Source organism: Alteromonas lipotrueae, from assembly GCF_019249255.1.
GTDB classification, from domain to species: domain Bacteria; phylum Pseudomonadota; class Gammaproteobacteria; order Enterobacterales; family Alteromonadaceae; genus Alteromonas; species Alteromonas lipotrueae.
This window is the reverse complement of sequence record NZ_JAESDJ010000011.1, coordinates 12,040-27,235: the sequence shown is the minus strand read 5'-3', so window position 1 is coordinate 27,235 and position 15,196 is coordinate 12,040. Positions and strand designations below refer to the sequence as shown.

Here is a 15,196-nt window from a genome sequence, read left to right as displayed (position 1 = left end):
TGAGGTACCTGCCTTAGCTTACTGCTATAGCTGCGCTGGGAAACGCCTACACCGACATAAAAATGATACCTAACGGCATGCAGAAAAACAGCCCACCAATATACGCGACACCGTAAAATTTCTTCTCGGCTACAATGACCGACAGTTTATAAGACAAATCTAACGGAATATTGCGCAACATCGGCGTACCGTAAATTAACACCACGCTAAAAACGTTATATAACAGATGTACAAGGGCAATTTGTAATGCAAACGCGGCATTCACACCCACCACACCAAGCGCTGCAATTAACGCGGTAATACAGGTGCCAATATTAGCGCCAAGGGTAAAGGGATAAATATCTTTTGCCTTTAGAATTCCGCTCCCCACTAAAGGCACAACCAGCGAGGTCGTAGTAGAAGAAGATTGCACCAGCACTGTCATTAGCGCACCAGAAGAAATACCCGATATAGGCCCTTTACCGATACTTTTATGCAGAATGTCTTTTGCTTTACCCACCATAAGGGATTTCATGATTTTCCCCATGTAGGTAATTGAGGTAACAATAAGCCCAATACCGAGAATGATCTTAACAATACCGGGGTACACCGAAGGCAAACCGCTAACCATGCCTGTTACCGCGTTAAGAGCTGGCTGGGTAAGTGCTTTAATAGGATTAAACCCTTCAACGCCCATCGTGCCACCCGTATTGAGCATAGACACTACAAAGGCGCTGGAGTGCTCTAAAATGCCAAAGGCCATTTCTAGAGGTAAAAATATAATCACCGACATCACATTGAAGAAATCGTGAATAGTTGCGGCGTTAAATGCTCGTTGAAACTCATCCTTTCTGGCGACATGCCCAAGGCTAACGAGGGTATTAGTGATGCTGGTGCCAATATTAGCTCCCATCATCATGGGCACGGCAATGGTGATAGGTAATCCACCTGCCACCATACCAACAATAATAGAGGTTACCGTACTTGACGATTGAATGAGTGCGGTGGCTACCATGCCAATAATCAGCCCCATGATGGGGTTACTGGCAAAAGTGAACAGCGTTTTAGCGTGATCGCCTGCGGCCAATTTGAAGCCACTGCCTATCATGCTAACGGCTAACAACATTAAATAAACGAGGGCGAGAAGCAGTAGCCAACGGCGCCAGTTACCATGCTGGGTTTCGGTTTCACAAACAAGAGGCGAATCTGATAGAGACATACAGTAAAACAGTCTATAAATAACAGTGAATTTATACTATGACGAAGATGTGACAGATAAATGACCACCTTCAACAGAAAAATTCACCGTAATTTATAGCCCTACTGCATCCTATCTTTAGGCCGCTTAAAAACCTAGAGGATAGCGGCGTACCACCTCTCCGACTTGTTTCAATGTGCTTTCATCAAGGTTAAGTGAAAACGCAGACAAGTTTTCAGCTAACTGCTCGGAGGTCGTTGCGCCAATAATAGTAGAAGTAACACCTGGCACTTGTTTACACCATGCTAAAGCCAATTGCGAGGGAGTAATCTTTGCTCGCTTGGCAATTTCAACATAACGAGCGGTGGCTTCACGGGCGGGCTCTTTATCTCTGAATAATCCTTGGCGCTGAACCAGTGTCCATCTAGAACCTTTGGGTCTATCTCCATTCATGTACTTACCACTTAGCATACCCGTAGCGAGTGGCGACCAAGGTAAATAGGCAATATTTTCAAGTACACAGGTTTCAATCAGATAAGGCCAATCTTTTAAATGCAGCAAACTAAATTCGTTTTGGATAGAAACTGGAAAAGGAATATTCATTTCTTTGCACAGCGTCAAAAACGTATGAATGCCCCAAGGCGTATCATCAGATAGCCCCCAATGGCGAATCTTTCCAACATCGAGTGCTTGTTTAATGCCGGTTAAAATATCTCGCATACCCTCAATTTCTTGCTGCTTATCTATTTTTGTGGGGTTAGCACGATCAGGCCAATGCTTTCCAAAATGTGGCGTAACGCGATTAGGCCAATGTAATTGATAAACATCAACATAATCGGTATTTAAACGACTTAACGAATCATTCAGTGCCGCTTCAACCGCGCTGGCAGTAATAGGCCCGCCTTCTCTTATATAACTCAAGCCGCTACCGGCCACTTTTGTCATGATAACAAGGGAATCACGTGCTGATTGATTTCTTGCTAACCAGTGACCCAAGATTCGCTCGGTATCACCATAGGTTTTCTCGTTCGGCGGAACAGGGTACATTTCGGCGGTATCGATGAAGTTCACACCATGATCAACTGCTATTGCTAATTGCTCATCGGCGTCTTGCTGCGTATTTTGAATGCCCCATGTCATGGTGCCAAGGCAAATATCCGATACCGATAAGTCGCTACCGCCTAATTTGTTAAATTGCATATCTACGTTCACCCACCTTCAACTTGTCTCTGGTTTTCTCTGCTTTTGTGCTAGTTCTGCTTCCACAATAGCGAGTCGTTCTTCAATTGCTTGACGAGACTCTACCATTTCATTGGCAAGCTCAGCCAACGATTTGAACTCAGCAAAACCGAGTTTCCTCGGATCCATTCGCTGATATTGGCGCTTACACCGATAAAAGAACATAACGAAATTAGAAAAAGCGCGGTGAAATGTGGCAAAGCTCTTCACTAGGATTAAAATTAAAAGCACTGACGTGAGCACCGCAATACTAATACTGTATATTTTTACTTTTTGCTCTTGGTTTTCAATAATAGGCTGTAAAGCTTTGTCGATTAACGTGAGCTGTTGTTCCACACTATGCGCTTGTCGCCGAAAGCGTCCCACCAATCCTTCATTATGAGTAAGACCTAATGTTTGATGGGCAACAGCAAGTGCCCCCACAGCTTCTTTATATAAGCCAAGTAATTCGTTTACCTGTTCAGATTTGCCCGCACTACGCGCTTGCGCCAGCCGCTCTATACTCTGAACGGCAAGGGTAGCGTAATACTTATTGCGGGTTAACCGAAAATCGCGAATGGCCAACCTTGCGCTGTCAAGTTGAATGAGCGCATTAGATCCAACGTCGAAATACGACTGACTGAGCAATGCGCCCTCAGTTTCTATCATTTCCCCTAACAAACCAGATGTTGGTGTCAGCCCTATTTCGGTTTGTAACGTAACCACTTGTTGGAAAAGTTGTTGGTATTCATGTACTCCCTCGGCTAAGTTTCCTAACTGCGACGTAGGCATATCATAATCGCTAATTAATGGCGTAAGCTGGTTAAGCCGAGTGCTAAAACTCTCAGAACGCTCGATAAATAACTGAAAGTACTCCTGCTGATGGCGCATCAGAAAGTCTTTTTCATGCCGGCGCATCTGCAACAAATCTTGCCCCATACGAAGCAATAGGTCTCGCTGCTGGTTTAATTCAATAAGCCGCTGCGTAAAATAATGCTGACTGACCACCAGCATGCCCATGCCAACAACACAAATCAGTGTCATTAGAACAAGCCTAGATTTTATAGAGTCAAACTTCATTCTTGGTATGTCTCCTAGAAAATGTTGTCTATTAACGCCAGGGCGTATCAAAAGCGAGCACGTGTATTGAAGATAGCCTAAAACCTGCCATTTAGAGCAACCGCTATACCCGCATCTACACCGGCACTGTTATTGGTACTTCCTCCCGTATATGCACTCTCCAAGTACGCAGTAACAGGAGTCAATATCAATGCTCGCTGACATATAGGGTGAAACCCCTATGTTCGAACAAAAAACAAACCGACATTATAAGGGCGTACCTTGCTGCAAAGGATACCTGAAGAAGATGACAGTCTTAAAACGGGATTATCTACACAAAAATGCAGTCTCATTTTGGAGAGAATAATGAAAAAGTTTGCCCTATCTACCTTAGCTGCGGCCATGCTCGCAAGCCCAGCGGCTCACACGTTAGCTGATGCCTACATTGGCGCTCAGCTTACCGAAACACTCACCACTCTTGATGCAACAGACTCACTTATGGCGGTCGTGACTTACGATCAGCTAGACCCGCTAGCCGAATCTCAATTACAACAACTCTTAAATCTCGGCATTTCAGAGGGGGTTCAATTCAAATCATTGCCAATCGTTGGTGTTATCGCCACGAAGGCACAGATAGATGCCATTGCAAAAATTGACGGCGTTCGCTCTGTATTTGCGAACCGTAAAATGAAGTTATATAACGCAGATGCTCGTGAAATTACGGGTGTTGCAGACCTTCAGAGCGATGGATTTATTCAGCGCAACGGTATGGAATTTACTGGTAAAGGCTCTACCGTAATGGTGATAGACTCGGGTATTGATGCCTCTCACCAAGATCACTTTTTCGGTGATACCGTAGTAGAAAATGTACAAGCCCTTACCCATGCTTCTGCAATTGGCATTACCGGTGTGACTGATGGCTTCACCTTGAAAGGCCAAGTAAATACCGACCTTAACTCAGGTCACGGAACGCATGTGGCAGGTACTATTGCGGGTAGCGGCAACATGTCCGATGGCAAATATATAGGCGCCGCGCCTGACGCTGATTTAATTGGGTATGGTTCCGGCGGGGCTGTTCTTTTACTAGATACCATTGGCGGTTTCGACTTCGCCATTAGTAATGTTTACAGCTACGACAACCCAATCAAAGTCATTAGTAACTCTTGGGGCTCAAGCGGTAAGTACGAGCCATTAGGGCCAGTGTCTTTAGCTACTTACAAGGCTCACAAGCTAGGTATGATAAGCGTTTTTGCTGCTGGTAACGATGGTCCAGGTGAAGATTCACATAATCCCTATGCGCAAATTCCATGGGGCATATCGGTAGGTGCAGGTGACAAATTTGGCGGCTTGGCAGACTTTTCTTCACGGGGATTAAACAGTGAGTCTGGTGATTTCACTATGCCTGATGGCACCGAGTGGACTTATAACAACGAAGTTTCCGTCGTCGCCCCAGGTGTAGATATTGTTTCTACCCGAGCAACAACGAATTTAGCGGCGAATGGTGGCGAAGCAGATATTGATGCCATTGAAGCACAGAATCTGCCGTTCTATACCATGATTTCAGGCACTTCGATGGCAACCCCTCACGTGTCAGGCATCATTGCACTCTTGCTAGAAGCAAACCCATCTTTAGATAACACCTCAATCAAACAAATTTTGCAAGAAACAGCTACCAATATGCCAGGTTACGAGCGTTGGGAGGTAGGAGCGGGCTACGTTAATGCTCGCTCTGCAGTAGCTGCTGCACTCGACTATGATATGTCTCACAGCATAACTGTAAACAACTTGCCGTCGAAAACCTTCAAGGCCAACGCATTGGTATCAACCAGTGAGCGTACAGAAGTGTTCGACTTGTTCTACGCACCAGTGGGAGAGCCTGAAGTAAAGACCTTTGAGGTAGGCGAAAGCGAAGTGCTCGTTAAGGCCTCGGCAAGCACCCTCGCCAATTTAACTAAACTGGTATTAGTCGCGCCCGATGGTACCGAGTACTTTGGAAACTTAACCACACCAGTATTGAGCACTACAATGCGTGTTTCAGCTCCAGCAATGCCGGGCACCTGGGGAATCTATGTCTACGGTTTAACATCTCTTTCAGGTGTTCAAGCGGACCCTCTAGGTATCACCAATGGCCCAGGCGTTCCTGAAACGTTTGATGTGACTGTTTCGTTCGAAGAAAGCGGTGGTTATGAAGGGATTGATGATATTGAAGGCCATGCACAACAAAACGCGATTGAATTTGCGATTAGTGAGCGCTTAATGGATGCCCTTAACAACCGAGGCTTTTATCCAAATGCGGGCTTAAAACGCAAAGATTTTGCCCGCTATGCTGTAATGGGCGGCGCAGTAAGACAATACCGTGACCTATTAAACGAAGACGTCCCTAACATTGGTGCCGTTCCAGGTTTTGATAAAGCATTTGTTGAGTCGGTTATGGTGAGTGGCGGCGCATTAAAAGATAACTTACGCAACCAATCACCCGTACTTTATAGCGAAGACGGCAGCGCCAACCCGTTTGGGGTAATGAGTAAGTTAGATACGGCTTATGCTATGGTGCAAATGCTAGGATTAGAGTCGGTTGCCACCAGTTTCGACCCTGATGCCGACATTATTGTCGATTACAGCGGTGAACAAATCGTTCTCGCCGATCAAGACCAAATTCCAGCGGAGTTAAAAGGCTACGTCCAATTGGCTATCACGATGTCGCTAATTAATGTCTCTTTTGGTACTGAACAGGCCCCTTTTAGTGTTACCCCAACGCTGACAGCAAGTTTTGACCCTGAGACGACTGTAACGCGGGCGCACTACGCTGTACTTTCATCAAGATTGTTTACCCAATATTATGAGTGATAACAGCTAAATGAGAAACGGAGCCGTTATAGTAGTTGATAACGGCTCCAATTCGGGTTACTTTTTGAACAAGGTTTAATAGAGATTGGTATTATGAAGATATCTCAAATGAAGTTTAAGCTCTTAATCAGCGTTGCTACCCTTGCGGTAATGATGTTTTCTGCCGCCCAAGCTCAAGTCGTTCTACCCAATTTACTTACAGTCGATAACAACCGCATTCAAGCAAAATTATCACTAACTACAGCGATTGAAGTAGACCTTACCATCGAGTTTGAAAATAGTATTGGCCTTCATGCTAGTAACTTTGACATTACGGCCGAGCTTCTCGACCCTAGTGACTTATTAATTACCGACCGCCTACCATCATTATTAACTAGCGCGACATCGGGCTTTCCGGTATTGGTATCAATATCACCAAAAGCAAATTCGGGTTTTGGTTTTGAAGGCGTTGCCATGGTAGAGCTTTATACCAAAGCGCTTCATTACGTCCCTACCACTCCATTTCGGCTCTTTACCTCTCACGCAGATGGCACTTTTGAAGATATCACCACACTGACATCTTCCGGTAGCCTTCGCGCAAGAGGCAGCACGGGCCAATTCTCTGACTTCATTATTCTGCTTGATACGCGCGCGTCAAGTGCAGTCATTAGCGATAAAGTCAGTAATATCAGCCAAACCGTCAATAACAATAGAAGCGATATCTCTTTGGTACTTCAAGGAGCACTAGATAGCGGAATTAACGACATTCAAAATGCATTAGCAATAAATGATGATGCCGCTGCATTAACTGCAGTGGACAGCCTAATTTCGGTTGTTGATAATGCCTCTGGTAGTGAGATTCCTGATGTATGGCTTGCCAACGGTAGTGTGGTAAACGCAAAAGGGATATTGCTTACACAAATGCAAACCCTTCGTTTCAGTTTACGTACACTGTAAATCGCGAGTTATACGGAGCCTTGTTATGCCATTGCAAATTGCAGTATCTCAGCCTAATGGCAGCGTAGCAGAGCACGTACTTTTTGAGGGTAGACAGTATCGAATAGGTCGGGCGCAAAATGCTGACATTATTATTGCGCATCCTCAAATCTCTCGCTTGCATGCCGAATTACAGGCCACTAACGACAGTTTATGGCAATTAAATGATACCAGTTCAACAGGTTGCTTCAGTGGCGGTGTGCCCGTTAAAAATATTGCGATTAATAAACCTCAGCATTTATTTTTCGGCCCAATATCATGCAAACTTACACCGGTTGAGCATAGCAAAGTTATTCAGTTAGATAGTCAACGCGTATGGCGAGAGCGACAACTAAAGCGTTATCAAAACCAACTTCAAAACTGTAATGACAGTAGCGCACTAATTCATTTAGCTCGAGAATGTTTAATTCAGTCGTTAGCTTGCGAGCGCGCCTCACTCATCTTATTTGATGAGGAAAATAAAGCATTGTTTGGTTTGGGTCACGAGCCATGGATGAATTCGGAGAACTTCACCGGTAGCCGCACTATTATTCGACGTACGATGGAAACAAACGCGGTGCTGGCGGTAGGCAATATTGTTGCCGACAACTCTCTTAACGCTCAACAAAGTATTATTCGCAATGGCATTCAGGCCGCTATCAGTGTTCCCGTTTGCATAGACGGTAAACCAGTAGGGGTTTTATACGCCGATTCCCTTGTGGGGAGACGCTATTTCACCGAAACTGACATCGAGTTTGCCAGGTCTCTCGCTAATTTATTGTCTCTTCGTTTGTTATTCCACGCCATAGAGCATAAACTTTCTCTAATTAATTAGAATAATATTGGTTTCACTCGTTGCGATATGCCCAGCAAAGCGCGCGAGATGAAGCCTATGCTGTAGTAATTGTAGTGTGGAGATGCGTTTGACTGGGCCGGGGAATATACCTTCAACGCCAGAACATTTTCAAACTGAGGCTTTGTCATCAGGGCCTAGACTTGCCTCCGGAACCATACTTTCTGATAGGTTTCGTATTATTCAACAGTTAGGGGCAGGCACTCAGGCCAGTGTTTATGCCGCCAAAGACGAGTTACTTGCGGTTGATGTAGCACTGAAACTCATCCCTGGCGCCGCAACTGATCCAGCCAGTATGCAGGTACTTCGCAATGAAGTTGTTATTGCTCGACAACTTCAACACCCTAATATTATTCGTGTTCACGATGTATTTGCTGACGAGTATTACGCCTTTTTCACTATGGAGTACATAGAAGGTGAGCCATTATTCGAGCGCCTTCAACGCCCTATTTCTCGCACCACATATCAAAAATGGTCGCACCAATTACTTGATGCTATTGCCACCTGTCAAAGCGTAGATATTAAACACGGTGATATAAAACCCGACAATATCCTTATTGATTCGAATGATAACTTATTACTCATTGATTTCGGCATAGGCCAATCGGAACAAAATGGTGAGCAAACGAGTGGCCATTTACAGTACTCGGCTCCAGAAGTGATTCACTCGGGAACGGCAGGTGAATTTTCAGATACCTACAGTGCCGGTAAAGTGCTTAAGGATATGCTCGGTTGTGTGGCGTTATCATCATTTTCGTTATCTGACACTGTGTGGCTTAGAAAGCAAACTCAGTTTATTCGTAACCTTACCCATCAAATTCCAGAAAAACGCCCCACCCTAACACAAGCGCTGAACCACGCTAACACGCCCGCTTCATCGTCAAAATTCGTAGCCGTGTTCATCATTTTTATACTTGTGTTAGCAACGATTGCAATTACCTTTATGGTGAATAAAACAAAATCTAATCAGGATGGGTTCGGCAGTAAAACCTTACAACTCGCTATAATTCACGATAACAACTATCCACTATTAGGCACCATTAGTGACTTACTTCGCTACCCTCTTTCAACCCACCCTGATGTTGCTTTGGTCAGCGAAAACGAAAGCACTACGATAATTGGAAATTTAGCACTGTCCCCTATGGATAATGACAATGATAGAGTGGATTTCAGTGCAATCCTTGGTACCGATAGTCTGTTGTTACTTGATGCAACTCCCACTAGCAGTCAGTCTTACTTACTTCACGCCAGCGTACTTAGTATGCCGGCCAATACGCAGATATTTACGGTAAGTCATTCTATAACTACCAGCAGCTTGGCTAACGATTTAGATGCCTTTGCCGACAAGCTCGTTGAAGCATTGTTTTCTCATTTAAAAACCGAGGTAGACACCCCAGACTTACGTTACTTAAATGCGTTACATGATGCCTGGGAGGCCGGGCCGGCCCTCGCTCGTGAAGATGCTATTGAGGCGATGATAACCAGTACACCAGATTACCCTGGGGGGTGGGTAGCTAATGCTGAACTAGCGTTAAATAATAACGATATTTTGGTCGCCAGAGAGTCTCTAGATACCTTAATGGCAATGCCCGACATCGGCGAGTATTGGCGTTTGCAGGGAGAGCTACTTCGGGCGCAAATAGATGATAATCTTTCGTTGGCCCAACAATCCATTGATGCGTTAATTAGCCATTACCCTAATCGTGCCGACTTACTTGCCATTCGAGCTGATATCCATCAGTGGGCTAACGAGCCACTATTGGCCATGGACGATTACCAAGCCGCGTTGCAATTACGTCCCAATGATGGCCAACTTTGGTTTGAACTTGCGCGTTTGCAAATAATGGATGGCAACATTGACACTGCCATTAGTGAAACCCTTACTCAAGCGCTAATTGCCTTTAGAAAAGTTAAAAACAAGGTAGGTGAAAGCTTAGTACTTAATGCTTTTGGTATCGCTCACTTGCGTATTGCAGAGCACGCTACCGCAGCATCGTATTTTCAAGATGCACTATCACTTAGGGATGCTACATCCCAACCTTCTGAACGAGCCAAAACACTTGCCAACTTAGCTATCGCAGCATCACTTACTCGCAAAATCGAACTAGCCGAATCTTCGTTAAAAGAGGCTTTGTCACTCATAATGGATATTGGTGATCTGGAACAAGAAGCTCACATCAATGACACGTTAGGGTTTCTCTATGAAGAGCAAGGTGAGTTCGAAAAAGCGCTTTTGCACTATAAACGTGGTTTAGATATTCGGGTACAAATCGATGACAAAGTGCTAAAACCAGAAAGCATGAGTAACGTAGCTTATATGCACTTTTTGATTGGCGATCTGTCCCTTGCTGATATTTATTGGCAACAGGCGAAAACGTTATTTGAGAGGAACAACGATCAGTCTCATCTGCTTCGTACGTATCAAAACCTTGCACAGTTAAGTTTAGTAAAGGGCGACAATAATGCCGCCACCCGCTATCTTTCTGAAGTTGAGGGTAAGTTGAACCAGCAAAACGACCAAGAAAAAATGGTAAACCACCTGCTGTTAAGTTACTTCCATTTTACTAATGGGAAGTTAATTGAAGCCCTTACCCAAATAGAGCAAGCGAAGCAATTAGCTGAGCGTGCATCAGACACTCGAGCACTGATTGAGGTAAGTTTATGGCATGGCGAAGTCTGTCTTCGCACAGCAGATTGGCAATGCGTAACAGAGGTGCTTTCGAGTATCGACAGCGAAGTTGTTAAAGAAAGGCGCGATCAGCATGCTGTCATGCAGTGGCTACTGTTAGCATCACAACATCAACAACAACCAATAAATACAACCGGCTTTAGCCCGTCTTTCGACACATCTCATATTCCCGTAGTCACAGAACTTAAAATTTTATTGGATATTCAACACCGATTTAATCTTGAGCCTGACAGTGAAGTGATGCAGACGATTAATACGCTTATTAAGCCAACTTATTATCAGCCTTATCTACATTGGCTATATCTTGAGGTAAGGGCCGGCAAAACTGAGCTAGCCAAAACCCTAGCGCAACAATTAGCAGTGCATCCCAATTACTGGCGCAATCACGTTTACTATTCAGTTTTTCCAAAGTACGAAGCCAAACTACAGCCATTACGTACACAGTGGCTAGAGCAGCTTTCTGAAACGCAAGCATTAGAATATAGGCAGGCCTACCTTGAGTGATATTGAGCAGCAGCTGGCCTCAATTCGAGCCCTTCAAGATTCTTTAAAAAACAGACTTGATGACGAACAAGCTACACTTCAAAAGCTCGCTAAACGTTTATGGGCGCAACAAGAATCTGAAAAAGCAAAGTTATCCCGTGAATTACACGATGGTATTGGTCAGCTTTTAACAGGGCTAACTCGACGCTTGCAGGCCTTGTCAGCAGATTCGCCTGAGCTTGAAAATTTGCATGGTTTGGCAGAAATGGCGTTAAATGATGTGCGCCAATTATCGAGGTTGATGAGCCCTACCATTTTAGATGATTTGGGGTTAAAACCTGCATTAAGCTGGCTTTGCCGTAACTTGCTCAGCTCTGAAGATATCGAGTATGAATGCACCATTGATATTCCAGCAGATATTGCTAAAGATGTGAGTATTTTACTCTTTCGCATTGCACAAGAAACCTTGGTTAATACCATAAAACATAGCCACGCGAGCAAAGTAACGTTAAGTCTTGCCTTTCATAATAATGTTATTCGCTTAGATATTGTGGACAATGGTGACGGATTTGATAAAACAACCGTAGAGCCTGGTGTGGGCTTATCGAGCATTCGAGATCGAGCTAAGGCGTTCAACGCACAATTAGTGTTAACGTCGGCTATAGGTCAAGGCACAAGAACAACAGTAACGGTACCCGTATGACAATTCGTGTAGTGCTCGCAGACGACCATGTATTAATGCGCCAAGGCGTATCACAAATGTTAAATGCCACTGATAACATCAGTGTTATTGGTGAATGTGATGACGGCGTCGAGCTTGTATCGACGGTGGTTAAACTCTCACCCGATGTCATTCTCATGGATATTTCCATGCCTCGGATGAGTGGCCTTGTGGCCATTGATAAAATACTTTCCCAGCGATGCGATGCCAAAGTACTTGTGTTGTCGATGCATAACGAAGTTGAGTATGTAGAAGCCATGCGTGATGCAGGGGCTAGAGGGTATGTGCTAAAAGAATCATCTGGTGATGTACTTGTTGAAGCAATAAAAAAAGTGGCGGCAGGACAAACGTTCTTCCCCGACAGGGTGAGTGATAGCCAGGATGAACAGTTTCAAAAACACGTTAGTCCATTAAGCGTACTAACGCGCCGAGAGCGCGAAGTTTTCTTTTTGGTTGCCGCCGGTAATACAAGCAAAAAAATAGGTGAGTTATTGAATATGAGCCTAAAAACTGCTGAAAATCACCGAAGTAATATATACAAAAAGCTCAACTTGAGCAGTTCAGCCGAGCTAATAAGAATGGCCGGCAAAGCCGGCCTTCTTGAATAGCGATTGCTTTTATAACTGATGAGCCTGAGACACGACGAAGGCTGTTTCTCCGCGTGTCACTTCATCAGTAGGGTTGAAGTAAGCCACCAGCGTAGGCTCTAAATCAAATGGCCCCTGCTCTACTTCCACTTGCACTTGCATTAACCCCATGGCTAACGCTTGCTGAACATAGCCGCGCATTTCAGGCGCAATAAGTTCACTATCTGCAACAGGCACTGCTTGGTCAAATACAATGGCTACCAGCGTTTCAGCCGTGTCGAAAGATTGTGCAGATGCTTCCAGCCCTAGTGCCTGTATTAAAGAATAGGCCATCGTTTCTTTAGTCACAGTATCGGCAGCGCCAAAATGCTCACTACCTCCGGTAAGCATGAGAGGGCTATCACTGAAGGTAAGATCACGCAACACGCCGCCTTCTGACGTTACGGCGTTAACCGCTCCAGAAAACGCTGAATCCACGTCAAAAAACATCGCAGTGTTACCTACAAGAGACTGGCGTACGCTATTGCTAAGGGTAAGTACATCCGCAAATTCAACACGTGTAAGTGCATCGTCCGGCTTAAAGCCATCAGTCGCGGCATCCATTAATTCGTTGGCTACAACATATTCAACGTATGGCTGCGACGGGTGACCAGCGACATCGTCAATGCCCACATACCCAGAAGTTTCAAGTAATCGAATATTCACGTCTGTTGTAGAGGGAATACCCACGCCATTCGTTACGCCCAACGGGTCAACAGATACACCACTGACGCTTCCAATACCGCTGCTATATAGTTTCCACTCACCTGCCATGCCGGGTGCTGCAGTACCTACTGAAGAGCCCAGAAGCGGCAAACCGATACCTGACCCGTAACGATTGCCCGCGGGATCTTCCAGTACGAAGGCCGTTGCCGTCTCAATCGTGGCACTTGCCAATACCATAGACACGTCTGGCCCAACATCGAAGGTTTCTACCGGAGGCTCACCAACAGGAAGGTAAGTGGTTGGCAGAGTAAAGCTTTCGCCTTCCGATACATTGGCAAAGCCGTTAAATTTTCGGTCTAGCTTTAACGTATCACCATATACTTCTACGCCGTTAACAATCGCATTCACTGCGGCATAGGCATTCGCGTAACCCGCACCTACTTCCCATTCAGCCAAGCCCGCCATTGGTGTAGCGGTTTGTTGAATAATTGATTTCACATCTTCCCACTGCAAACTAGGGTCAGCTTCTAGCATTAATGCCACTATGCCTGAAACATGCGGCGCCGCCATTGAAGTACCACTTGATACGGTATAGAAAGGTAAATGGGCAGGCTCTATCATCGCAGCGTCATCGGAAGCGCTAAGTGCACCTAAACTAGATGTAGATGCTCTTGCAGAAATAACGTCTACGCCAGGTGCTGTAATAGTAGGGCGATCTTCCCAAGTAAATACTTCACCATCGACAACCACTTGGCCGCCTTTACCATCTACGCCACGAGAGCTAAAGTCGGCCAAATTGCCTTCCTTATCGCCAGCCGCAACTGTGATAACCCAAGGCGCCTTTTTAAAGTTACCTGTAATTGTCGACTCACCAGAGCCTGAGTTTCCTGCTGAGAACACCGTAATAATGCCATTATCTGCCAATGCTTTCGTCGCGACATTTGTTGGATCATCTGGATTAAAGTCAGTACCTACATCACCTGTATTACCAAATGAGTTAGAAATAACACGAATGTTGTAGTCGTACTGGTGAGTAAGGGCATAATCGAAACCACCAAGGGTGTCTAATATGAATAGTGCGGCACCCGAACCGTAACCGATGATATCAGCACCTGGAGCCACACCAGCATGCAGGCCGCTACTTTTTGCACCATTACCACCAACGGTGCCAGCAACGTGAGTACCATGCCCACCGCCGATATCGGTGTTAGGCACATTTTCTTGATAAGTTATGGGTAAAATATCGCTAAAACTATTTAAGTTTACTTGTGCTAGTACGTTTTGTACCACGTGATCAGGATAAGCAATGTCGGAATGTGTTCCATCTACGCCTGAATCATTAACGACTACGCCAATGCCGTTGCCAGAATATGGTACGCCGTTATTACGCAAATCTCGGTCTGCTCGTAATGCTTGCACGCCAGTAATCTGGGTAGATTCATGATTTTCTAGTACCAGTGGATCATTATTCCACACAGACACGACATCGTCGCGGCTATAAAGGGCTTCAACCTGTGCTTTGGTGGCCATAATGCCAACAATAGGCAAATTCTGAAGGCTAACACCCGATGTGATACCCAGCGCGTCGAGTGCGGTTAATTGGTCAAATGAAAGGGGTCCATTTCCTTCAAACGTTACAATCACTTGCTGTAGCTCTGTTGGTGCCGCTAGCAATTTATCTGCAAGCGTAGTATCGAAAGTTTTTGCGTTAACCATGCTTGCTGGTAAAGCGCATGCTACCGCAACTGCTATTGCATTTTTCTTGTTTAAAATTTTCATAGTACACCTCGTTGTTTTTACCCTTTGAGTATTTCGTAAGCGAGGCGAACACACTATGGGGGGTTCCCCCTATAACCATAAGTCTAATAAAACGAGCTAGCCAAACACTGTGTTGAGCATAAAA

Annotated in this window: 10 protein-coding genes; 6 read left to right on the top strand and 4 right to left on the bottom strand. The window is 45.0% G+C overall.

Features of this window, described 5'->3' with window-relative positions:
• Positions 1 to 46 precede the first annotated feature (46 nt).
• The 3 genes from KYS23_RS14870 to KYS23_RS14860 form a co-directional block, all read right to left on the bottom strand.
• Positions 47 to 1,198, bottom strand: a complete 1,152-nt coding sequence (locus KYS23_RS14870) for a Na/Pi symporter (RefSeq protein ID WP_218397698.1) — start codon at positions 1,196 to 1,198, stop codon at positions 47 to 49.
• A 126-nt stretch (positions 1,199 to 1,324) separates the two neighbouring features.
• Entirely contained in the window at positions 1,325 to 2,377 is a 1,053-nt protein-coding gene (locus KYS23_RS14865; RefSeq protein ID WP_159533378.1) for an aldo/keto reductase, read from the bottom strand.
• Between the two features lie 18 nt (positions 2,378 to 2,395).
• A complete protein-coding gene (locus tag KYS23_RS14860; RefSeq protein ID WP_159533380.1) occupies positions 2,396 to 3,475 on the bottom strand; it encodes a chemotaxis protein in 1,080 nt (359 codons plus the stop codon).
• Positions 3,476 to 3,820: 345 nt separating this feature from the next.
• Here KYS23_RS14860 and KYS23_RS14855 point away from each other — a divergent pair, with 345 nt between their 5' ends.
• The 6 genes from KYS23_RS14855 to KYS23_RS14830 all read left to right on the top strand — a co-directional run bounded on the left by KYS23_RS14855 (position 3,821) and on the right by KYS23_RS14830 (position 12,609).
• Entirely contained in the window at positions 3,821 to 6,301 is a 2,481-nt protein-coding gene (locus KYS23_RS14855; RefSeq protein WP_218419233.1) for a S8 family peptidase, read from the top strand.
• A 108-nt stretch (positions 6,302 to 6,409) separates the two neighbouring features.
• Complete coding sequence (locus tag KYS23_RS14850; RefSeq protein ID WP_246604423.1) at positions 6,410 to 7,237, top strand: DUF6689 family protein; 828 nt, start codon at positions 6,410 to 6,412, stop codon at positions 7,235 to 7,237.
• A 25-nt stretch (positions 7,238 to 7,262) separates the two neighbouring features.
• Positions 7,263 to 8,090 carry a GAF domain-containing protein gene (locus tag KYS23_RS14845; RefSeq protein ID WP_218397702.1) on the top strand — a complete coding sequence of 276 codons (828 nt, stop codon included), beginning with the start codon at positions 7,263 to 7,265 and terminating at the stop codon, positions 8,088 to 8,090.
• 88 nt (positions 8,091 to 8,178) lie between these two features.
• The gene (locus KYS23_RS14840; protein ID WP_246604421.1) at positions 8,179 to 11,301 is read left to right on the top strand and encodes a serine/threonine-protein kinase; all 3,123 of its coding nucleotides are present in this window, start codon (positions 8,179 to 8,181) and stop codon (positions 11,299 to 11,301) included.
• A complete protein-coding gene (locus KYS23_RS14835; protein WP_159533390.1) occupies positions 11,294 to 11,983 on the top strand; it encodes a sensor histidine kinase in 690 nt (229 codons plus the stop codon). Before KYS23_RS14840 ends, KYS23_RS14835 begins: the two co-directional genes overlap by 8 nt.
• Entirely contained in the window at positions 11,980 to 12,609 is a 630-nt protein-coding gene (locus tag KYS23_RS14830) for a response regulator (RefSeq protein ID WP_159533392.1), read from the top strand. Before KYS23_RS14835 ends, KYS23_RS14830 begins: the two co-directional genes overlap by 4 nt.
• A gap of 9 nt (positions 12,610 to 12,618) precedes the next feature.
• On the opposite strand, the gene KYS23_RS14825 is transcribed toward KYS23_RS14830, so the two are convergent.
• A complete protein-coding gene (locus KYS23_RS14825) occupies positions 12,619 to 15,072 on the bottom strand; it encodes a S8 family serine peptidase (RefSeq protein ID WP_218419221.1) in 2,454 nt (817 codons plus the stop codon).
• Positions 15,073 to 15,196: the final 124 nt, after the last annotated feature.